This is a genomic window from Saccharothrix espanaensis DSM 44229, assembly GCF_000328705.1.
GTDB classification, from domain to species: Bacteria; Actinomycetota; Actinomycetes; order Mycobacteriales; family Pseudonocardiaceae; genus Actinosynnema; species Actinosynnema espanaense.
On sequence record NC_019673.1, the window covers coordinates 1,706,296 to 1,726,184 of the forward strand.

Consider the following 19,889-nt stretch of genomic DNA (forward strand, 5'->3'; position numbering starts at 1 on the left):
GTGTCCGGGAACCGACCCGGGGGTGTACCGCCACCACCCGGTTGGCGCAGGGCATTGCTCCCGGCGTTGTGGCATCGTGACGCACGTGAGTGCGATTCCTGCCGCTGCGGATGTGCTGGCTCCCGACCTGGAGGTCCTTGACCTGCCTGAGGTCGGCGAGCGTCTTGGCCTGCCGGTCACCCGTGTCCACCAGTTGCTGCGCGACGGCCAGTTGCTCGCGGAGCGCCGGAACGGTGTCCTCGTCGTCCCCTCCCAGTTCCTCGCCGCCGGAGGCGTGGTGAAGGGGCTGCCCGGCACCATCACGGTGCTGCGCGACTCCGGTTACTCGACCGATGAGATCCTTCGCTGGCTGTTCACCGAAGACGACACGCTGCCCGGCACGCCGATCGAGGCGTTGCGCGGCGACCGCGGCCGCGAGGTGAAGCGGCGGGCACAGTCCATGGGCTTCTGACTCGTGCGCCGACCAGACCACTAACTCCGACCAGGCGCGTCCGGGCGGTTCCAGCGGAGCCGTCCGGACGTCGCGCGGGCCGCCACCGACCGGGACAGCCCCGGCAGGGCGACCGAGAGCCGCCGTGCGTTCGACACCACCACGCGCTTGTCCAGCACGTGGTGGTCGGCGACGGCTATTCCGTCCAGGATCTCCCGGTAGAGCACCAGCGCCGTGCGCACGCACGGCCGTGCGACCGGGTGCAGCAGCGGCACGGCCGTCTCCGCCTCCCGGTACGCCGCGTACGCCACCGCGGTGAGGTGCCGCACCGCGCGCCTGATGCGTTCGTCCGGCTTGCCCGTGCGTCGCGACCACGCCAACAACTCCCGGTTCACGTCGTAGACGCGCAACACGTCCTGCGGCAGGTACACGCGACCGCGGTCGAGATCCTCTCCCACGTCCCGCAAGAAGTTCGTGAGCTGGAACGCGCGCCCCAACGCCGCCGCGCCCGGCTCGGCGTGCGACAGGGGCGCGATGGTGCCGAAGACCGGCAGCAGTTGCAGCCCGATCACCTCGGCCGACCCGCGCATGTACCGGTCCAGCTCGGCGAGCGTCGCGTACTCGGTGGTGTGCAGGTCCATCCGCATCGACGCCAGGAAGTCCGCGAACAGCGCGGGGTCGATCCGGTAGCGCCGCACGGTGTCCGCGAGCGCCGCCAGCACCGGGTGCCCGGTGGGGCGTCCCGCCAGTTCGTCGGCCAGCTGCCGCTCCAGCACGTCCAGCTCGCCCGCCGGGTCGGCGGAGGTGCCGCTGTCCACGATCTCGTCGGCCCACCGTGCGAAGCCGTACAGGGCGTGCACGGCGGGGCGTCGCACGGGCGGGAGCAGCCGGGTGGCGAGGAAGAACGTGCGGCCGTGGCGGGCGTTGAGCTCACGGCACCGGGCGTAGGCGTCGGCCAGGGCCGGCCCGGTCACGGGTACCTGCTGGACAGCTTCAGCGGGTCGGGCTTGACCAGGGAGACGCACGCCAGCGCCGAGACGGCGGCGATGAGCGCCAGGTAGCCCCACGAGTAGAGCGCGGTGTCACCGTCGGGGAAGGTCACCAGCAGCAGGAACGTGGAGAAGAACGCCGCCGCCTGCAACCCCTTGGTGCTCCAGGCCAGGCCGGCCGCCAGCACCAGCGCCCAGCTGAAGTACCAGGGCAGCGTGGCCGGCGAGAGCAGCGCCACGGCCAGCGACGTGATCGCCGCCCGGCGGATCGCCTCCGGCCCGCCGTCGGCGGCGGCCCGCCACTGCCGCCAGGCGATGAACAGCAGCAGCAGCGACCCGAGGCCGCGCGCGACGGTCAGGAACACGCCCGGCTCGACCCGCACCACCAGGTTCACGACGGTGTGGGCGAAGTCACCGACGGCGCTGGGCAGCGACAGCCAGTTGACGATGGTGGACGACGAGCTCAGCGCCGGGATCCAGCCCAGGTCGAGCCCGGACAGCAGGGTCGTCGCGGTGAACACCACGAGGAACGTGGCCAGCCCGCCCGCGATGGCCTTGACCAGCTGCACCGTCCGCGAGCCCGCCAGCCGTCGCGCCCACACCAGCACCAGGAACGGCAGCGCGACGACGGCGGTGGCCTTCACCGCGAACGCCAGGGTCACCACGGCGATCCCCAGCACGTGCCGGCCGTCGAGCACGAACAGGCAGCCGGCGGCCATCAGGCCGACCATCAGCAGGTCGTTGTGCGCGCCGCCGATGAGGTGCACGAGCATCAGCGGGTTCGCCGCGGCCAGCCACAGCGCGACCGCGGGCCGGCCGCCGAGGTGGCGGGCCAGGCCGGGCAGCGCCCAGCAGAGCAGCGCCAGGCCGATGGCCAGCACGAACCGCATCAGCACCACGCCGCCGATGACGCTCGCGTGGGTGGCCCACACGACGCTCATGGCGAGCACCAGGAACACCGGGCCGTACGGCGCGGGCGTGTTCTGCCAGACCCAGCTCACGTTGTCCGACAGCGGGCTCTGCAGCACCGCCGGGCCGACCTTGTACGGGTCCAGGCCGTTGAGCGCGATCTGGCCCTGGGCGAGGTAGCTGTAGATGTCCTTGCTGAACAGCGGCGGCGCGAACAGCAGCGGCAGCGTCCACACGACGATCGCGGTCAGCACGGCGCTGCTGCCGACGTGCCCGTTGCGGACCATGCGGCCGAGCCGGATCCACGACCAGATCACCAGGCCCAGGCCGAGGTAGAGCACGGCGGTGGCCAGGTCCTGGCCGTGGCCGTACCGGATCCAGCTCAGCGTGGTGTCGGCGAGCAGCGGGTCGCGCTTGAGGGTCGCCCCCGCGCCGGTGCCGCCCAGCGCGACGAGCATGACGCCCGCGACGCCGAGCAGGATGGTCCGCACGGGGATCCCGCCGGGGTCCGGAACCTGGGTAGCACCGGACCGCACCGGCTCGACAGGTGCGGCGCTCGATCGGGGTGGGGACGGGGTCGCGGCCATCGCGGCAACATCGTCGCACAACGCGAGCGCGCGTCGGCACGCTATGGCGGGCACGCGTGGCGGGCTCGTGGCACCTCGACGGATCCTCGCACGTGCGTCTCACCCGAGCGAGTGACCACATGGAGTATTCCGACGTGCGGGAACACCCGTTCGGGCGAGTTCCGCTGACGGCCTCCGGTCGTCCTTTCCGGTGTTGTTCGCACCGACCCCGCGTCTCGGTTCGACCCGGTCCGAGGGCGGTGTCCGGACGTCGGTCCGGAGTGCCCCCGATCACGCCACCGTCGGCGTCCGACGGCGCTCTGGTCCGCGACCACCGGTCACCGCGGGCTGTGCGCCCGCGTCCGCGCCGCCGGTCGCCGCCACGCCGCGCCGGTGGCCCCGGTGATCCGCTGGGCGGCCAGCCTCCCGGAGATCAGCACCGGCGGCACGCCCACGCCCGGCGTGGTGCCGCAGCCGGCCAGCACCGCGTTGTCCAGGACCAGGTTGCGCGGCCGGAACGGACCGGTCTGGGCGAACGTGTGCGCGGCCGAGAACGGCGTGCCCGCGGCCAGCCCCATGCCCGCCCAGTCCTTCGGCGTGACCAGGCGCTCGACCTCGATCGAGTCGCCGAACCCGGTCAGCCCGCGGGCCTGGAGGGTCTGCACCACCTCGTCCCGGTAGGCCGGGCCGACCCGCTCCCAGTCCACCGGGCCGACCCGCAGGTTCGGGACCGGCGCGAGCACGAACATGCCGCGCCCCGGCGGGCTGGTGACCAGCAGCGACGGGTCGCTCATCAGCGAGCCCCGGCGGGTCAGCTCGTCGAACGTGCGGTCCCACGCGCGGCCGAAGAACAACGTGTGGTGGGCCAGTTCCGGCCACGTCCGGTCGACGCCCGCGTGCAGCACGACCGCCGACGGCGACCACGTGATCGGCACCGGGCGGCGCGGGCGGTGGCCCAGCAGCCGGTAGGACATCGGCAGGTCCGGGGTGAGCACCACGGCGTCGCACGGGATGCGCTCGCCCTGCGTCGTGCGCACGGCGGTGACCCGCCCGCCGATCCGCTCCAGCCACGCGACCTTCGTCCGGTAGCGCAGGTCCGCACCCGCGTCACGGGCGGCGCCGGCCAACGCGTCGGGCAGCGCGCGCATCCCGCCACGCGGGTAGTAGACGCCCGCGATCGTGTCCATGTACGCGATCACGGCGTACGCGGCGAGCGCCTTGCGCGGCGGCACGCCCGCGTAGAGCGACTGGAACGAGAACACCCGCTGGAGCCGCTCGTCCTTGAGGAACCGCGCCACCGACGGGCCCAGCCGGGCGAAGCCGCGCAGCGCCGCCAGCCGCGCCAGCCGGGGCGTGAGCAGCCCGATCGGCGAGTCGAAGTTCGCGCCGATGAACGCGTCCTTCTCGACCCGGTAGAGCTCGGTCAGCCAGGACCGCAGCGCCCGGTAGCCGGCCGCCTCGGCGGGACCGGCGAACCGCCGCACCTCGGCCTCCATCGCGTCGCCGTCGGCGTGCACGTCCAGCACGTCGCCGTCGGCGAACCGCGCCCGGTAGGCGGGCTCGACGGGGGCCAGGTCCAGCCGGTCGGCCAGGCTCTCGCCGACCGCGTCCAGGGCCTCGTCCACCAGCTCCGGCATGGTCAGCACGGTCGGCCCGGTGTCGAACCGGTAGTCGCCCAGGTCCAGCCGCCCGGCCCGGCCGCCGGGCAGGTCGTCGCGCTCCACGACGGTGACCCGGCGGCCCGCGCCGAGCAGGTGCAGCGCCGCGGACAGGCCCGCCAAGCCCGCGCCGACCACGACGACGTGGTCGGTGCGGCCGGTGACCGTGCGCATGGTCAGTAGGTCCGTTTCGTGGCGCTGATCGCGAGTTCGGCCAGCCGGTCCCCGGCGGGGTCCGCGACCGGCGCGTCGGCCAGCGCGGCCAGCGCCGACTCGGTCAGCCGGGCGATCCGGTCCTCGACCGCGGCCACCGCGCCGACCTCGACCAGCCGGGCCCGCACCTCGTCCACCTCGGCCACGTCGAGGTCGGGCCGGCCCAGCGCGTCGTGCAGCACGTCCGCGCCGAACTCCATGCCCAGCGCGACCAGCAGGGTCCGCTTGCCCTCGCGCAGGTCGTCGCCCGCGGGCTTGCCGGTCACCGCCGGGTCGCCGAACACGCCCAGCAGGTCGTCGCGCAGCTGGAAGGCCACGCCGATGTCGGTGCCGAACGCCCGCAGCCCCGCCACGAGCTCCGGCGACGCGTCGCCGATCGCCGCGCCCATGTGCAGCGGGCGCTCCACGGTGTAGGCGGCGGTCTTGAGCCGGTCGATGCGCAGCGCGGCGTCGGGCGAGGCGTCGCCGCGCGCCTGGGTGAGCACGTCGAGGTACTGGCCCGCGAGCATCTCGGTGCGCATGTCCCGCCACGGCAGGCTCAGCCGCTGCAACGCGTCGTTGGGCAGCCCGGCGGCGAAGAGCATGTCGTCCGCCCAGGCCAGCGCCACGTCGCCGATCAGCACCGAGGCGGCCAGGCCGAACCGTTCGGGCTCGCCCAGCCAGCCCTCGGCGAGGTGCCGGCGGGCGAACCGGACGTGCACGGTCGGCATCCCGCGGCGGGTTTCCGAAGCGTCCATCAGGTCGTCGTGGATCAGCGCGCAGGCCTGGATCAGCTCCAGCGAGCTGACCGCGGTGAGCACCGGTGCGGCCAGCTCGCCGTCCGGGTCGCCACCCGCCGCCCGCCAGCCCCACCAGGCGAAAGTCGGTCGTATCCGCTTGCCGCCGCCGAGCACGAAGTCCGCCAGCGCGTCGACGGCACCGGTGAAGTTCTCCTCCATCCGCCCGCCCAGGGCGCGGCGGTCGGCGAGGTAGCCTGCGAGCGCCGCGTCGACGTGCTTGGGCAGTTCCAGGTCCAACGGGTGGGGCGACACCCTCCTATGGTCACCTCTGCCCCGCGGCGCCCACCAGCCGGGGGTCTGCTCCCATCCAGTGAACCGTTCCTCCCACGGGCCGGCACGGGCACTAGGCTGGTGGGCATGACGTCGGTCGTCGAACGCCTCAGCGGCGGCACCCCGGTGTTCTCGGTCGAGTTCTTCCCACCGCGGGACGACGCCGACGAACAGGTCCTCTGGCGTGCCATCCGCGAACTGGAGGGCCTGGACCCCGCCTTCGTGTCGATCACCTACGGCGCGGGCGGCTCGTCCCGCGACCGCACGATCCGCACCACCGGCCGGGTGGTCCAGGAGACGACCCTGGTGGCGATGGCGCACCTCACCGCCGTGAGCCACTCGGTGGCCGAGCTGCGCAACGTGATCGGCTGGTACGCGGCGGTCGGCGTGCGCAACATCCTCGCGGTGCGCGGCGACCCGCCCGGCGACCCCCACGGCGAGTGGGTGCCCCACCCGGACGGCCTGACCTACGCCGAGGAGCTCGTCCGGCTGTGCCGGGAACTGGGCGACTTCTGCGTGGGCGTGTCCGCGTTCCCGTACGGGCACCCGCGCTCGGGCGACCTGGACACCGACCTCAAGCACCTGATCAACAAGCTGCGCGCGGGCGCCGACTTCGCGATCGCGCAGCTGTTCCTGGAGCCGGAGCACTTCCTGCGGCTGCGCGACCGGATCGCCGCGCTCGGCCACGAGACGCACCTGCTGCCCGGCCTGATGCCGCTGACCACGCCGCGCACGCTGGCCAAGTGCGTGGAGCTGTCCGGCGCGCCGCTGCCGGTGTCGGTGGCCCGGCGGCTGGAGCCGCTGGCCGACGACCCGAAGGCGTTCCGGTCGGCCGGGGTCGACCTGGTCACCGAGATGGGGGAGCGGCTGCTCGCCGAAGGCGTGCCGGCGCTGCACTTCTACACGTTCAACCGCTCCAAGGCGACCCGCGAGGTGGTGGGCCGGCTGGGCCTGGTGCCCGCCCGGACCTGACCCCGGCCCGGTGCGGCCGGGGGTCAGGCGCGGCCGGAGGGCCGGCGCCAGCCGGGGGTCAGTGCAGCCGGCGCTCGGTGGCCGAGTCCAGCGGCACGGCGACCCGGTTGAACCCGTTGATCGCGATCAGCTGGGCCAGCAGCCCGGCGACCTGTGCCTGGTCGAACGTCGCGGTGACCTTCGCCCACAGCTCGTCGGGCACGCCGTGCTCGCCGAGCCGGGTCACCGCGTCGGTGAACTCCAGCGCGACCCGCTCGGTCTCGGTGAAGAACCGCGACTCGTGCCACACCGACACGGCGAACAGGCGCTGCGGGTTCTCCCCGGCCTTGATCGCGTCGGTGGAGTGCATGTCGACGCAGTACGCGCAGTTGTTGAGCATCGACGCCCGCAGCTTCACCAGCTCGATCAGACCGTGGTCGAGGTGCTGGTGGGCGTAGCCGTCGATCTGGAGCAGCGCCTGGTAGACCTCGGGCGCGACTTCGGCGAGATTCATCCTCATACCCGGTGGACGACGCGGCCCGCCGAGGTGTGACAGCGCCCGACGTACGCCCCGTCACACCGGGACCGGGTGCTAGGCGACCAGGCTCCGGCGGTGCGCGACGATCGCCAGGACCACCACGATCAGCGCCGCCGCGCCGGTCAGGCCGGCCACCAGCATGGTCCACCCGAAGTACGACGGCGAGTTCTCCCCGGCGTAGCGGAGGGTGGCGGTGAGCATCGACGCCTGGCCGGGCTTGGGCGACCACGCGATCGTCGTCGACTCCTCTTCCCGCCCGTTCGTGTCGACGACCTCACCCGGAAAGCTGATCTTGATCTGGATGTCCGCGCGGTCGGTCGGCACCTGGGTGAGGTCCACCGAGCCGGACAGCGTCACCAGGTCGCCGGAGCGCCGGAACCCCAGCTGGTACCGGCTGGACGACGCGCTGGTCGCCATCGACAGGGTCCGCACCTCCTCGAAGGTGAGGGCGCTGAAGAACAGCTGGGTCCCGGTGTAGTTGTCCACCTTGTACGGCTTGGTGGTCACCCGTCCGGCCAGCTCCTCGGGCACCCTGAGCTGCGGGCCCGGGTCGTTGTCCTGGGTGGGCGGGGTGGCGGCGACGATCTCGCCGGAGACGCGGTCGTCCGGCGACACCGCCATCGCGGCGTGCAGCCGGATGCACCCCGTCAGCGCGAACATCGCGAGCAGGATCACCGGCAGGAGGAGCGCTGAGGCCCGGGGCACGCGGGTCATCCTGCCGGCCGGGTCAAAAGTTGACCGTCCGGACACGGTCGTGAGCGTGGCTAATTACCTGTTGGAGGTACATGACCCACGGGTAACGTGCCGGACATGTCACCCTCTCCGGCCGGCGTGCACGGCATCAGCAACCAGTTCGTGGCCGATTACGCGGCGGCCGACCCGTTGACCGCGACGTTCATCGGCACGCCCGGCCACGACGACCGGCTGACCGACTACTCGCCCGAGGGCCACGCCGCCCGCGAAGAACTGGCCACCCGCGCCCTGGCCGACATCACCGCCGCCGAGCCCGCCGACGCCGGCGAGGCCGCCGCCAAGTCCGTCTTCCTGGAGCGGGTCGGGCTGGACGTGGAGATCCACCGGGCCGGCCTGTGGGAGGGCGAGCTCAACGTGCTGGCGGGTCCCGTGCAGAGCCTGCGCGAGGTGTTCGACCTGATGCCCACCTCGACCGCCGAGGACTGGGCGACGATCGCCAAGCGGCTCACCGCCATGCCGGAGGCGGTGGCGAACCTGCGCGCGGGCCTGGCCCACTCCGCCGACAAGGGCAAGGTCGCCGCGCTGCGGCAGGTCGCCAAGGTCGCCGAGCAGTGCGACACCTGGTCGGGCCGGTCCGGTGGCAAGTCGTACTTCGCGACGCTGATCGAGCAGGCCGACGTCGACACGTCCCTGCGCACCGACCTCGAAGCCGGCGCGAAGGCCGCCGCCGAGGCGTACGCGGACCTGGCCGCGTTCCTGCGCGGGGACCTCGCGCCCAAGGCGCCGAAGAAGGACGCCGTCGGCGAGGACGTCTACCGCCTGTGGTCGCGCTACTTCACCGGCGCGCGGCTGGACCTGGCCGAGGCCTACGAGTGGGGCTGGGCCGAGTTCACCCGCATCGAGACCGAGATGAAGCAGGTCGCGAACCGGATCAAGCCGGGCGCGACCCTCGCCGAGGCCGCCGCCGCGCTGGACGCGAACCCGCGCTACCTGGTCAGCGGCCAGGCCGGCCTCCAGTCGTGGATGCAGGACCTCTCCGACAAGGCCCTGCTCGACGTCCGCGACGTGCACTTCGAGCTGCCCGACGAGCTGATGAAGCTGGAGTGCCGGATCGCACCGCCCGGCGGCGGCGTCGGCGCGTACTACACCGGCCCCACCCCGGACTTCGCCCGCCCCGGCCGGATGTGGTGGTCGGTGCCCGCGGACAAGACCGAGTTCTCCACCTGGCGCGAGGTCACCACCGTCTACCACGAGGGCGTCCCCGGCCACCACCTGCAGGTCGCCACCGCCGTCTACCAGGCGGAGAAGCTGAACAACTTCCAGCGGATGATGTGCTGGGTGTCCGGCCACGGCGAGGGCTGGGCCCTCTACGCCGAGCGCCTGATGCGCGAGCTGGGTTACCTGGAGGACGACGGCGACCTGCTCGGCATGCTCGACGCGCACCTGTTCCGCGCCGCCCGGGTGATCATCGACATCGGCATGCACCTGGAGCTGGAGATCCCGAAGGGCGCGGGCTTCCACGACGGCGAGCGCTGGACCCCGGAGCTGGGCCTGGAGTTCATGCTCACCCGCACCATCACCGACCCGGCGCACGTGCACGACGAGATCGACCGCTACCTGGGCTGGCCCGGCCAGGCCCCGTCCTACAAGCTCGGCGAGCGGCTGTGGCTGGCGGCCCGGGACGACGCGCGCGCCCGGCACGGCGCGGCGTTCGACCTCAAGACCTTCCACAAGGACGCGCTGGAGATGGGTGCGATGGGGCTGGACACGCTGCGGGAGCGCCTCGCGGAACTGTGAACGGCCAAGCGGTGAACAGGCCCCGGTGAGTCCGCTTCACGGCGTCGTCACCGGGGTTTCTGTTGCATATGCTGCGGGCACGAGTGTGAGGGGGGACGGATGGCCAGACGTCTCAGGCGTTCGGCGACGGCGCTCGCCGCCGCGGGCGCGTTGGTGTTGGGCGCGGTGCTCGGCGCGGTACCGGCGCAGGCGCAGGAACACGCGCCCGACGAGTGGCGGATCCGGCTGGAGATCGTGGACTACGCGTTCAGCCAGATCGGCGCGAAGGAGAACGGCCCCAACGGGTACCCGCAGCGCTACCAGGACGTGGACCAGGACGTCCGGCGTCCCGTGGAGTGGTGCGGCGTGTTCGTGAACTGGGCGTGGACCAAGGCCGGTGTGCCACAACGCCCGTCGATGCGCCCCGCCGAAGGCGCGCCGGGCGTCGACCAGGGCCACTGGGCGACGTACTGGCAGAAGTGGGGCCAGCAGAACAGCCGCTGGAAGCCCCTGGCCGACCGTGACGTGGAGATGGGCGACGCCGTCGTGTACGGCAACTACCCGTCGATGGTCGCGCACGTCGGCATCGTCGTGGAGGTCAGCTACGACGCCACCGGCCAGAAGGCGACCCACGTCCGCACGGTCGAGGGCAACGTCAGCGACAAGGTCGTGTACTCGAAGTGGCGCAGGCTCTCGGACCTGAACGCCGGCCCCGGCCTCAAAGCCTCGGGCTTCGTCTCACCGTTCTAGCTCTCCCGCTCCACACGCCACGGGCGGCCGTCGACCACAACGGCCGCCCGTTGTCGATCCGCGCCCGCAAGGTGTCGGCTCGGTCGTCGGCAGGCTGCGGGATGTGGTGCGGCAGCAGGCTGTCGGTCCCGACGCGGCCAGGGCGCGGGAGTGCAGTGCGCGCACCGAGTCCGCGAACGTCGGCGGGTCCGCCACGACCGACGCCAACAGCTCCGGCAACAGGGATGCGGTCCGGTTCCTTCGCGGCGATCCACGTCGCGGTCCCCGGTGTGGCGGTGCGCGTGCTCGGTCGACGTCTTGCCGATCCGCCCGTCCCGGCGATCACCCGCACCACCGGCGGAGGTCAGTCCAACGGCAGGGTGCGGCCCAGCACGGCGAACGGTCGGGGGTCGCCGGTGAACTGGTAGTGCCGCAGCACGTCGGCGAAGCCCAGCCGGCGGTAGAGCCGCCATGCCTTGCTCGGCCCTTCCGGCGTGGACAGCAGCACGCGGGACGTCGGAACGCCCGCCAGCAGGTTGCGCAGCAGGCCCTCGCCGATGCCGCGGCCCTGCTCGGTCGGCAGGACGTGCAGTTCGGTCAGCTCGAAGTAGTCGCGCATCCACTCCTCGACCGAGTTCGGCCCGGAGACCAGGGTCAGGCCGTGCCGCACCTGCTCGTGCCACCACTGGCCCACCGAGCCGCGGTAGCCGTAGCCGATGCCGATCAGCTCGTCGTCCTCGCCGAGCGCCACCACGCACCGCCAGCCGTCGCGCAGCATGTGCGCCAACCACATCGGCGCGCGCTGCTCGGCCGTGCCCGGCGGGTAGTTCATCGCGTTGACGTAGAGCGCCAGCGCCTCGCCGAGCCGGGAGTTGAGCTCCCGGGCGGACAGCTCCACCAGCCGCTGCGACGGCGCGGCGGTCATCGCGCGACCTTCGCCGGGGTGCCACCGGTCAGGTCGACCAGACCCGCACAGGTCGTCGGGAACACCGCGTGCGGGTGCCCGGCGGCGGCCCACACCACCGCGTACTGCTCCAGGTCGACGTCGACGAACGTCTGGATGGGAGCCGGGTGGCCCAGGGGTGACACGCCGCCGATGACCTGGCTGGTGTGCTCCCGCACGAAGTCCGGCTTGGCGCGGTCGATCCGGTCCGCGCCCGCGAGTCCGGCCAGCAGGTCGGTGTCCGCCCGGTGCGCGCCGGAGGTGAGCACCAGCAGCGGGGCGACCTCGTCACCGCGCACGGCGGCGAACAGCAGGCTGTTGGCGATGGCGCCGACGGGCACGTCCACCGCCTGCGCGGCCTCGGCCGCGGTGCGGACGGCGTCGGCCAGGACGCGGATCCCGTCCGCCGCCTCGGGGTGGCCGGCCTCTGCCAAAGCCGCCGCCACCTTGCGGATGCCGGGGTGGTCAAGTGCGCTCACCTGTTCATGAGACCACGTGCGGCCGGGTTGAGGAGTGCCGGGTTCACGGGTTACGCTGAGCCTGCTCGAACATCTGTTCGAGCTATGCCTTGGTGGTGGGGCGGGGGAAGCGCCCCACCACCAAGTGCCGCCGTCTCCCCGCGGCGGTCGTCGCTGTCCCGACGCCGCGAGGAGGCCGCCGATGTCGACTTCCACCGACTTCCCCAGCACCCACCGGGTGCCGCTGCCGCTGCCTCCGGCGTCGGCCGTCAGCCTGCTCGCGCAGGCCCGTGACTGCGCCCGGGAAGCCGAGCGCGCGACCGAGCCCGCCGACCGGTTCGCCACCGCCTACCTGGGTGCGATGCGCGCCGCCGCGGCCGTGCTGGCCCTGCGCGGCCGACCGCACCGGGGCCGGGCGAGGCCGACCAGCGTGTGGGTGCTGCTGCCCGCGCTCGCGCCGGAACTGCGGGAGTGGGCCGCGTACTTCGCGTCCTGCTCCGCGACCCGCGCGGCCGTCCAGGCGGGCATCACCCGGCAGGTAGACCGACGGGGTGCCGACGACCTGGTGCGCCAAGCGGCGCAGTTCACCGAGCTGGTCGACGAGATCATGTACGAGGGCAGACTGTGAGCAGGGGACTGGTCGGCTACGGCCGGCTGATCGACGTGGTGGCGGCGGAGGCCGAGTTGCTGGCGGCGTCGGCGCAGGGGCAGCGACCGGAGCGCCAGGTGGCCGCGTGCCCGGGGTTGAACCTGGGCGAGACCACGCGGCACGTCGGCAGCATGTTCCGGATGGTCGCGGCGTGGGTCCGCGAAGGGCGGCAACCCGTTGCCTGGCAACAGGACCCGGCGCCGGGCCAGACGCTGTCGGACTACCTGAGGGACGGCGTCGGGCCGTTGGTGGACGCGTTGTCCGAACGCGCCGCCGACGACCCGTGCGAGACGTGGTGGCCCGCCGAGCGCACCTGCGGGTTCTGGGCGCGGCGGCTCGCGCACGAGGCGACCGTGCACCGGCTGGACGTCCAGTCGGCGGCCGGCCTGCCGCTGGACCCGGTGCCCGACGACGTCGCCGAGGACGGCGCGGACGAGGTGCTGTCGCTGTGGCTGGGCCACCGCCTGGACGTGCTGGGCGTGCGCGGCACCCGGGAGAGCACGGTCGCGATCCGCACCGGCCGCCGGGTGTGGATCGCCCGCACCGGGCCGGAGCCCGCGACCGCGTGGCAGGCCTCGCCGGAGGAGGCGGAATCGGCCGACGCGGACGTCACCGGCCCGCCCGCGCTGGTCTACCGCTGGCTGTGGGGCCGCATCCCGGACCGCGACGTGGAGACCACCGGCGACCACGACGCGATCGCGCAGCTCTGGGCGTTGCTGCGGTTGGCGACCAAGTGACTAGAGGGTGAGGTTCGCGGTCTCCACCAGGCCGTCGTCGGTGGCGGTCTCCAGGCGGTAGCGGGCGTTGCGGCCGATGATCTCCAGGACCGCCACCGAGTTGCCGAAGTGCGGTCCGCTGACCCGCTGCCACGAGACCGGGTCGGGCGACACGCCCGCCCGGTCCGCCCAGAACCGCAGCACCCGCGCCAGCGGCTTCGACCACGACAGCCGGAACACCACGCGGAAGATCTTCGGCGGGTCGTTGTGCACCGGCGAGCAGACCAGTTGCAGCACCTGGGACTTCGTCGGCTCGGCGAACTCGGCGCGCGCCGCGTAGCTGTGGTGGACGTCGCCGGAGAGCACGCAGATGGTGCCCGGCGCGTCCGCCGCGCCGCCCAGCCGGTGCAGCAGCCGCGCGAGCCGCTCGAACGACGCCCGGAACGCCGGCCAGTGCTCCAGGTCGCCCACCTGGCGGATCTTCTCGCCGAGCCGGCCACGCCAACCGGGACGGGCCGCCTGGCGTTCGTTGAGGGACTGGAAGTGGCTCAGCGCGTGCGGCATCAGCCACGGCAGCGACGAGCCGATCAGCAGGTGGTCGACGTCACCCTCGGCGTTGCGCTCGATCCAGTCGAACTCCTCGTCGCCCACCATCAGCCGCTCCGGTCCGTCCAGGATCCGGCCGCTGCGGGTGTCGATGACCAGCAACCGCACCCGGCCGAAGTCCCGCCGGTAGCTCCAGCGGGTCGACTTGCGGCCCTCCGCCTCGCGGTCGGCCTGCTCGGCGAAGTCCTCCAGCAGCTGCCGCACGTCCTCGCCGCCGGCCTCCCGCACGGCCGTGAACAGCTCGCTGTCGGCGAGTTCGGCGGGCCCCAGGTTGCCGATGTGCTGGTACACCCAGTACGAGGCCAGCCCGGCCCGGATCCGCTCCCGCCACCAGGGCTTGTCCGCCATCTCCGCGCGCCACGTCCCGGAGGTGTTCCAGTCGTCCCGGATGTCGTGGTCGTCGAAGATCATCGAGGTCGGCAGCACCGACATCAGCCAGCGGATCTCCGGGTCGGCCCACGACTCGTGGTAGAGCTCGGCGTACTCGCGGAACGACACCACCTCGCCCTCCGGCTCGGGCCGCCGCCGCGCCAGCCATTCCCGGACCTGCGGCGTCGGCTCGTCCGCGTACACCTGGTCGCCCAGCAGCAGCAGCGCCCCCGGCCAGCGGTCCTCGGGCCAGTCCTTCATCCGGGTGGCGAACGCGTCCAGCGCGTCCGGCCCCAGCCGGTCGGTCTCGGCGCCGCCCTTGGCCGCGCGGCACGACCCGAACACGATCCGCCGCACGCCCCCGGTGCGGATCCTCGGCGCGGGGAAGGCGTAGTCCGGCTCCGGCCAGACCACCCGGTCGTCCAGCCGCACGTCGTAGGGCGTGGACGTGCCGGGCGTGAGCCCTTCCACGACGACCAGCGCGAAGTGCTGTTCCGCCACCCGGAACGTCGCCGCGCGGTGCCCCGCCACGGTGACCTCGCAGGCCGCGTCGGTCTCCACCCAGATCGTGGCCGACGTCTCGTCGACGTGCCGCAGCACCGGACCGAGCACCAATTGCGCCATGGGCGCAGACGTTACCTTCGGACCATGACAACGAGGTTGACCGATGTCGTGGTGGACTCCGCCGACCCGGCCGAGTCGGCGGAGTTCTGGTCGGGGTTGCTGGAGCGCCCGGTGGTCGACCGGACCGCCGACGCGGTGGTGGTGGCGCTGGACGGGTCGGCGAACCTGGTGTTCGTGCCCGTCGCGGAGCCGAAGGTCGTGCCGAACCGGCTGCACCTGGACCTGGTGACGACGTCGCCGCAGCACCGGGAGCGGCTGCCGGCGCGGGCCCGTGAGCGGGGCGCGGTGCCGGTGGACATCGGGCAGGGGGCTGTGCCGTGGGAGGTGTTGGCGGACCCGGCGGGCAACGAGTTCTGCGTGCTGGAACCCCGGGACGAGTACCTCGGGATCGGGCCGGTCGCGGCGGTGGTGGTCAACGCGGCGGACCCCGTCGCGCTGGCCGGGTTCTGGTCGCACGCCACCGGGCTGCCGGTGACGCGGCAGGGCCCTGGGTTCGCGTCGCTGCGCCGGGAGGACGGGTTCTGGCTGGAGTTCGTCCAGGTCACCGAGCCGAAGGTCGTCAAGAACCGGCTGCACCTCGACGTCGCGCCGCCGCCGGACGGGGACCTGGTGCTGGAGGTGGCGCGGCTGGAGGCGTGCGGCGCGGTGCGGGCGGACGTCGGCCAGTCCGTCGTGCCGTGGGTGGTGCTGGCCGACCCGGAGGGCAACGAGTTCTGCGTCCTCACACCCCGTTGACCCGGCCCCGGAGTGTCCGGTCGCGGCGACTCGACCCCGAGGTTACCTTCGGTGCTCAGCCAAATGCTGAGAGTCACATCCTTGGGAGGAAACCGTGTCCGGACCGACTCGTCTCCGCACCGCCGCCCTGGCGCTGACCGCCCTCGTCGCCGCCACCCTCGCGACCACCGGCCTCACGGCCACCACCGGCCGAGCCGCCGCCGAAGGGGCGTCCACGCCCGACCAGGCGCAGGCCGCGACCCGGTGCGGCGAGCGGGACTTCTGCCTGTACGCACGCCCCCACCAGACCGGGAAGATCCTGTTCAAACGCACGGTGACCGTCGACGAGGAAACGGGCACGGTCGACACCGTCAACGAGGACCTCATCGCCGAGTCCATCCGACCCCGCTCCGCGAAGCTGCCCGGACTGCCCGAGGGGCTGTCCTGCATCGCCGACCTCTTCGACAAGCCCCACTACGACGGCGACAACCAGACCGTGGAGTACGGCTACCCGCTCCACGTCATCTCGCTGGCCGAGTTGAACGGGCAGCCCGTCAGGTCCATCAACACCGACTGCGGCTGACCGGCAACACCGACCGCCGCTGACCGGAGCCGCGGGGGCCGCTCGGCACGATCGCCGAGCGGCCCCCTGCTGCCCGTGGTCGAGCGGCTCACACGACCTCGGCGTGCACCTCCCGGTTGATGTGGCTCGCCTGCCCGGTGTAGTTCGCGTTGCGCCGGTCACCGTCGGAGAACAACAGCACCGTGTAGAACGCGAGGTTCCAGTGGTCGTTCCCGTCGGGGGACACCCGCACGGTCACCTGGCCGTTGCGCATGGACTCCCACGTCGCGCCGGCCAGGAGCGTCAGCGTGAACGGGCCGTCGACGTCGCCGTCGGGGAACTGGTCCGGGCAGAAGTCCTGGTCCAGGTGCCCGATCTGGCGCCCGGTGTTGTCCGTGACGTTCACGTCCAGGCACGTGTCGTGGTCCTTGTCGTCGTCCAACGTGTGGAACGTGATCCGCACCTTCGTGAGGGCCGCGTCCTGCCCGGAGACCTTCGCCTCGCCGACCCCCGCCGACGCGATCCCGCCGCCGGACACCGTCAGCCCCAGCGCCAGGAGACTCCCCAACACCGGCTTCCACAGTTTCCTGCCCACCTCGTACCCCCTGATGAACGTCCAGTACCAGCACGGGCGACGGGCGCGGACCTCCGGATCGACTCCCCTGACCCGGCCGCTCCCGTCACCCGTCCACGATCGCGAGCGGCGAGCCCACCCGACATCCCCGGATTTGGGGATGGCCCCCACCGGTCGGTCCTGCTCGGCCGGTCGGTCTTGCTCAGCTGTCGGTCCTGCTCAGCCGGACAGCGCGGTGACGAGTTCGTGGCGGCCGTCGGCGTCGGTCTTGCGGAAGATCGACTTGAAGTGGTCGTTGACGGTGTGCACCGAGACGTCGAGGCGGCGGGCGATCTGCTTGGGCACCGCCCCGTCGAGGAGTTCGGTGACGACCTGGCGTTCCCGGGCGGTCAGGCCGTACCAGTCGGAGAAGACCGGGAGCAGGCGCGTGCCGGAGGCCGCTTGGAGGACCACCGCGACGTCGCCCGAGCCCTCCGGCCCGATGGGCTGCGCGTGGAAGGCGACCCACCGGCCGAAGGTGGCGGCGGGCCCGTGCACCAGGGCGGCCGGCGTGCGGGGGTCGCGGGCGTGCCGGCGCGCCTGGGCCGCGAGCGCGGCGAAGAAGACCTCCGCGACCCACTTCTGCCGGTGCCCGTCACCGCGCGGCTGCCACCGGCGGGCGTCGGGCGTGGCCGCGCGCACCTTGTCGTCGGGGCCGACCAGGACCACAGCCGGTGGCTGCGCCGGTCCGGGCGAGGTCAGCGGGCCGCCGGTGACGTAGCGGCGCAGCGCGGCGATCAACGCCGGCCCCACGTCCGCCGCCCGGCGCACGTCGTCGGCGTCGAACGCCCTGCTGCCCCGTACCCGCAGCAGGCTCAGCGCTCCCCACACGCCGTGCGCGTCGCGCAGGAGCAGCCGCAACTCGGAGCCGACCCCGTGCTCGGCGAACAGCCGCCGCGCGGACCGGTCGAGTACCGGACCCCCGCCCGCGCCGATCACCCCCGCGCCGATCACCCCCACCGGAACCTGCTGCCGCGCCAACACCGCCCAGCGCAACGGATCGTGCCCCTCGACGCAGCGCATCGCCCACGCCCGCGCGAAATCGGCCTCGTACCCGTGCTGGAACCCGAGGGGCACGGTGCCCTCCGCCGCCGAAGGCGCGGTGCCGTCGAGCCGCACCCCGTCGTGGGCCACCACCGGGGCGACGGCCCGCGAGACCTCCTCGCCCAACTCCTCCACGCTCACCCGCTGCCCCGCCACCAAGGCCAGTTCACGCAGCAGCCGATCCCCCGACCGAGTCACATGACCGAGTCTGGCCCGCTGCCCGCCGCCCACACCAGAAGACCACTCGCTCGGGGTACGACACGCCCTTGCGGCAGCTGGCGGTGACTTGAGGCAGGAGCGGCCGTGGGGCTGGTGCAGGTGGGCGGAACCGCGCTAGGGTCCGGTATGCAATATATTAGTCGGGCGCTGTACCGGGACCAGGCGTTGAGCGCGATCCGCGCGGCGATCCTGGACGGTGACCTCGCGCCCGGCGCGCCCGTCAAGGACGTCGAACTCGCCGAACGGCTCGGCCTGTCGCGGACGCCGGTACGGGAAGCGCTGGCGCGGCTGACCGACGAAGGCCTGGTCGAGTCGAAGCCGCACAGCTACACGCGCGTCACCCCGCTCGACACCGCGCCGGTCCGCGACGCGCACGCCGTCATCCAGGCCATGCACGCCCTCGCCGCGCGGCTCGCCGTGCCGAAGATGGGTGCGGCGGACCTCACGGCGATGCGTGCGGCCAACGGCCGGTTCGCGACCGCGCTGGCCGCCGGTGACGTCGCCGCCGCGCTCGCCGCGGACGACGAGTTCCACGACGTGGCGGTGCGGGGGAGCGGGAACTTCGCCGTCATCGCCACGATCGAGCGTTACACCCCGCTGGTGCGGCGGCTGGAGCGGCTGCGGTTCGCCGCGCCGCCCGGACGGCACTCGGTGGCGATGCACGACGAGATCATCGCCGCGTGCGCGGCCGGGGACGCCGAGGGCGCGGCGCGGCTGGTCGAGCGGAACTGGGCGACGCTGGCCGAACTGCTGGAGGAGCACTGACCATGGCACTGGGTGATTTCGCGCGGTATCCGCTGACCTTCGGCCCGTCTCCGGTGCACCCGCTGGAACGCCTCACCCAGCACCTCGGCGGTGCCGCGGTGTGGGCGAAGCGGGAGGACTGCAACTCCGGGTTGGCCTACGGCGGCAACAAGACCCGCAAGCTGGAGTACCTCGTGGCGGACGCGCTGGCCACCGGCTGCGACACGCTGGTGTCGATCGGCGGCGTGCAGTCCAACCACACCCGCCAGGTCGCCGCGGCGGCGGCGCGGGCCGGGCTGAAGTGCGTGCTGGTGCAGGAGAGCTGGGTGGACTGGCCGGACGCGGTGTACGACCGGGTCGGCAACATCCTGCTCAGCCGGCTCATGGGCGCCGACGTCCGGTTGGTGCGGGAGGGCTTCGGCATCGGCGTGAAACCCGCGTGGGAACAGGCGATCGAGGACGTTCGGGCGGCGGGCGGGACCCCGTACCCGATCCCGGCGGGAGCGTCGGACCACCCGCTGGGCGGCCTGGGTTTCGCGGGCTGGGCGGCGGAGGTGCGACGGCAGGAAGTCGAGCTGGGCGTGCGGTTCGACACCGTCGTGGTGTGCTCGGTGACCGGCAGCACCCAGGCCGGGATGGTCGCCGGGTTCGCGGGCGGCGACCGGCGGATCGTCGGCATCGACGCGTCGGCCGAGCCGGACGACACCCGCGCGCAGATCACCCGCATCGCCAAGGCGACCGGGAAGCTGCTCGACGTCGAGGTGCGGAACGAGGACGTGCTGCTGGACGAACGCTTCCACGAAGGCATCTACGGCGTGCCGGGCGAGTCCACAGTGGAGGCGATGAAGCTCGGAGCCCGCCTGGAAGGCATGATCACCGACCCGGTGTACGAGGGGAAGTCGTTGGCGGGCCTGGTGGAACTGGTCTCGACGGGCGAAATCCCCCGCGACTCCACGGTCCTCTACGCCCACCTGGGCGGCCAACCCGCCCTCAACGCCTACAGCACCCTCTTCCACTGACCTACGATCCGCCCCTCGCCCCGTGGCCGCACCGGCACTTGCCCCGCCACCGGCACCCGCCGCCGTGCTGGCGGCCGCACCGGCACGCGCTCGCCCCGCCCCCGGGGC

General features: G+C 73.0%; 21 protein-coding genes. 10 read left to right on the forward strand and 11 right to left on the reverse strand.

The features are described from left to right. Positions 1–85: 85 nt before the first annotated feature. Entirely contained in the window at positions 86–451 is a 366-nt protein-coding gene (locus tag BN6_RS08100; RefSeq protein ID WP_197540245.1) for an Rv2175c family DNA-binding protein, read from the forward strand. A gap of 20 nt (positions 452–471) precedes the next feature. Here the strand turns inward: BN6_RS08100 and BN6_RS08105 are convergent, their stop codons facing one another. From BN6_RS08105 to BN6_RS08120, 4 genes are all read right to left on the reverse strand, one after another. Beyond that, positions 472–1,404, reverse strand: a complete 933-nt coding sequence (locus BN6_RS08105; protein WP_015099086.1) for a phytoene/squalene synthase family protein — start codon at positions 1,402–1,404, stop codon at positions 472–474. Then, entirely contained in the window at positions 1,401–2,819 is a 1,419-nt protein-coding gene (gene mptB / locus BN6_RS08110; RefSeq protein WP_231905134.1) for a polyprenol phosphomannose-dependent alpha 1,6 mannosyltransferase MptB, read from the reverse strand. The genes BN6_RS08105 and mptB overlap by 4 nt, the downstream gene beginning before the upstream one ends. 413 nt (positions 2,820–3,232) lie before the next feature. Further along, positions 3,233–4,726: a phytoene desaturase family protein gene (gene crtI, locus BN6_RS08115; RefSeq protein WP_015099088.1), complete on the reverse strand. Its 1,494-nt coding sequence runs from the start codon at positions 4,724–4,726 to the stop codon at positions 3,233–3,235. Between the two features lie 2 nt (positions 4,727–4,728). Continuing rightward, a complete protein-coding gene (locus BN6_RS08120) occupies positions 4,729–5,796 on the reverse strand; it encodes a polyprenyl synthetase family protein (RefSeq protein WP_015099089.1) in 1,068 nt (355 codons plus the stop codon). 105 nt (positions 5,797–5,901) lie between these two features. Here BN6_RS08120 and BN6_RS08125 point away from each other — a divergent pair, with 105 nt between their 5' ends. After that, positions 5,902–6,786: a methylenetetrahydrofolate reductase gene (locus tag BN6_RS08125; RefSeq protein ID WP_015099090.1), complete on the forward strand. Its 885-nt coding sequence runs from the start codon at positions 5,902–5,904 to the stop codon at positions 6,784–6,786. A 58-nt stretch (positions 6,787–6,844) separates the two neighbouring features. Here BN6_RS08125 and BN6_RS08130 read toward each other — a convergent pair whose 3' ends face one another. Both BN6_RS08130 and BN6_RS08135 read right to left on the reverse strand, forming a co-directional pair. Further along, entirely contained in the window at positions 6,845–7,279 is a 435-nt protein-coding gene (locus BN6_RS08130; protein ID WP_015099091.1) for a carboxymuconolactone decarboxylase family protein, read from the reverse strand. 78 nt (positions 7,280–7,357) lie between these two features. Beyond that, positions 7,358–8,008 (reverse strand): LppM family (lipo)protein, encoded by a 651-nt coding sequence (locus BN6_RS08135; RefSeq protein WP_015099092.1) that lies wholly within the window; start codon positions 8,006–8,008, stop codon positions 7,358–7,360. 105 nt (positions 8,009–8,113) lie between these two features. Here BN6_RS08135 and BN6_RS08140 point away from each other — a divergent pair, with 105 nt between their 5' ends. Beyond that, a complete protein-coding gene (locus tag BN6_RS08140; protein ID WP_015099093.1) occupies positions 8,114–9,793 on the forward strand; it encodes a DUF885 domain-containing protein in 1,680 nt (559 codons plus the stop codon). A 99-nt stretch (positions 9,794–9,892) separates the two neighbouring features. Beyond that, positions 9,893–10,522, forward strand: coding sequence for a CHAP domain-containing protein (locus tag BN6_RS08145; RefSeq protein ID WP_015099094.1), 630 nt, complete (start codon positions 9,893–9,895; stop codon positions 10,520–10,522). A gap of 343 nt (positions 10,523–10,865) precedes the next feature. Here the strand turns inward: BN6_RS08145 and BN6_RS08150 are convergent, their stop codons facing one another. Both BN6_RS08150 and BN6_RS08155 read right to left on the reverse strand, forming a co-directional pair. Next, positions 10,866–11,426, reverse strand: a complete 561-nt coding sequence (locus BN6_RS08150; protein WP_015099095.1) for a GNAT family N-acetyltransferase — start codon at positions 11,424–11,426, stop codon at positions 10,866–10,868. Next, positions 11,423–11,923 carry a YbaK/EbsC family protein gene (locus tag BN6_RS08155; RefSeq protein WP_041312273.1) on the reverse strand — a complete coding sequence of 167 codons (501 nt, stop codon included), beginning with the start codon at positions 11,921–11,923 and terminating at the stop codon, positions 11,423–11,425. Before BN6_RS08155 ends, BN6_RS08150 begins: the two co-directional genes overlap by 4 nt. Positions 11,924–12,104: 181 nt before the next feature. Here BN6_RS08155 and BN6_RS08160 point away from each other — a divergent pair, with 181 nt between their 5' ends. Beyond that, entirely contained in the window at positions 12,105–12,530 is a 426-nt protein-coding gene (locus BN6_RS08160) for an SAV_6107 family HEPN domain-containing protein (protein ID WP_015099097.1), read from the forward strand. Beyond that, a complete protein-coding gene (locus BN6_RS08165) occupies positions 12,527–13,288 on the forward strand; it encodes a maleylpyruvate isomerase family mycothiol-dependent enzyme (protein WP_015099098.1) in 762 nt (253 codons plus the stop codon). The genes BN6_RS08160 and BN6_RS08165 overlap by 4 nt, the downstream gene beginning before the upstream one ends. Here the strand turns inward: BN6_RS08165 and BN6_RS08170 are convergent, their stop codons facing one another. Continuing rightward, positions 13,289–14,866 (reverse strand): alkaline phosphatase D family protein, encoded by a 1,578-nt coding sequence (locus BN6_RS08170; RefSeq protein ID WP_015099099.1) that lies wholly within the window; start codon positions 14,864–14,866, stop codon positions 13,289–13,291. It lies immediately after the preceding gene. 24 nt (positions 14,867–14,890) lie between these two features. On the opposite strand from BN6_RS08170, the gene BN6_RS08175 reads away from it, so the two are divergent. Further along, on the forward strand, positions 14,891–15,601 hold the full coding sequence (locus tag BN6_RS08175; protein ID WP_015099100.1) for a VOC family protein: 711 nt from the start codon (positions 14,891–14,893) through the stop codon (positions 15,599–15,601). 94 nt (positions 15,602–15,695) lie between these two features. Beyond that, positions 15,696–16,163 (forward strand): hypothetical protein, encoded by a 468-nt coding sequence (locus BN6_RS46525; protein ID WP_015099101.1) that lies wholly within the window; start codon positions 15,696–15,698, stop codon positions 16,161–16,163. 88 nt (positions 16,164–16,251) lie between these two features. Here the strand turns inward: BN6_RS46525 and BN6_RS08185 are convergent, their stop codons facing one another. Together BN6_RS08185 and BN6_RS08190 are read right to left on the reverse strand one after the other, a co-directional pair. After that, positions 16,252–16,737 (reverse strand): hypothetical protein, encoded by a 486-nt coding sequence (locus BN6_RS08185; protein ID WP_148302773.1) that lies wholly within the window; start codon positions 16,735–16,737, stop codon positions 16,252–16,254. A gap of 198 nt (positions 16,738–16,935) precedes the next feature. Further along, positions 16,936–17,997, reverse strand: coding sequence for a helix-turn-helix transcriptional regulator (locus BN6_RS08190; protein WP_231905136.1), 1,062 nt, complete (start codon positions 17,995–17,997; stop codon positions 16,936–16,938). Positions 17,998–18,144: 147 nt separating this feature from the next. Here BN6_RS08190 and BN6_RS08195 point away from each other — a divergent pair, with 147 nt between their 5' ends. Then, a complete protein-coding gene (locus tag BN6_RS08195) occupies positions 18,145–18,783 on the forward strand; it encodes a GntR family transcriptional regulator (RefSeq protein ID WP_015099104.1) in 639 nt (212 codons plus the stop codon). A gap of 2 nt (positions 18,784–18,785) precedes the next feature. Next, positions 18,786–19,781, forward strand: a complete 996-nt coding sequence (locus BN6_RS08200; protein ID WP_015099105.1) for a 1-aminocyclopropane-1-carboxylate deaminase — start codon at positions 18,786–18,788, stop codon at positions 19,779–19,781. Positions 19,782–19,889 lie beyond the last annotated feature (108 nt).

Excerpts from the sequence above, each read along its gene's own strand:
- BN6_RS08125 (WP_015099090.1), top strand. The coding sequence starts at position 5,902 with ATGACGTCGGTCGTCGAACGCCTCAGCGGCGGCACCCCGGTGTTCTCG.
- BN6_RS08175 (WP_015099100.1), top strand. The coding sequence starts at position 14,891 with ATGACAACGAGGTTGACCGATGTCGTGGTGGACTCCGCCGACCCGGCC.
- BN6_RS08200 (WP_015099105.1), top strand. The coding sequence starts at position 18,786 with ATGGCACTGGGTGATTTCGCGCGGTATCCGCTGACCTTCGGCCCGTCT.
- BN6_RS08195 (WP_015099104.1), top strand. The coding sequence starts at position 18,145 with ATGCAATATATTAGTCGGGCGCTGTACCGGGACCAGGCGTTGAGCGCG.
- BN6_RS08140 (WP_015099093.1), top strand. The coding sequence starts at position 8,114 with ATGTCACCCTCTCCGGCCGGCGTGCACGGCATCAGCAACCAGTTCGTG.
- BN6_RS08160 (WP_015099097.1), top strand. The coding sequence starts at position 12,105 with ATGTCGACTTCCACCGACTTCCCCAGCACCCACCGGGTGCCGCTGCCG.
- BN6_RS08170 (WP_015099099.1), bottom strand. The coding sequence starts at position 14,866 with ATGGCGCAATTGGTGCTCGGTCCGGTGCTGCGGCACGTCGACGAGACG.
- BN6_RS08145 (WP_015099094.1), top strand. The coding sequence starts at position 9,893 with ATGGCCAGACGTCTCAGGCGTTCGGCGACGGCGCTCGCCGCCGCGGGC.
- BN6_RS08150 (WP_015099095.1), bottom strand. The coding sequence starts at position 11,426 with ATGACCGCCGCGCCGTCGCAGCGGCTGGTGGAGCTGTCCGCCCGGGAG.
- BN6_RS08130 (WP_015099091.1), bottom strand. The coding sequence starts at position 7,279 with ATGAATCTCGCCGAAGTCGCGCCCGAGGTCTACCAGGCGCTGCTCCAG.
- crtI (WP_015099088.1), bottom strand. The coding sequence starts at position 4,726 with ATGCGCACGGTCACCGGCCGCACCGACCACGTCGTCGTGGTCGGCGCG.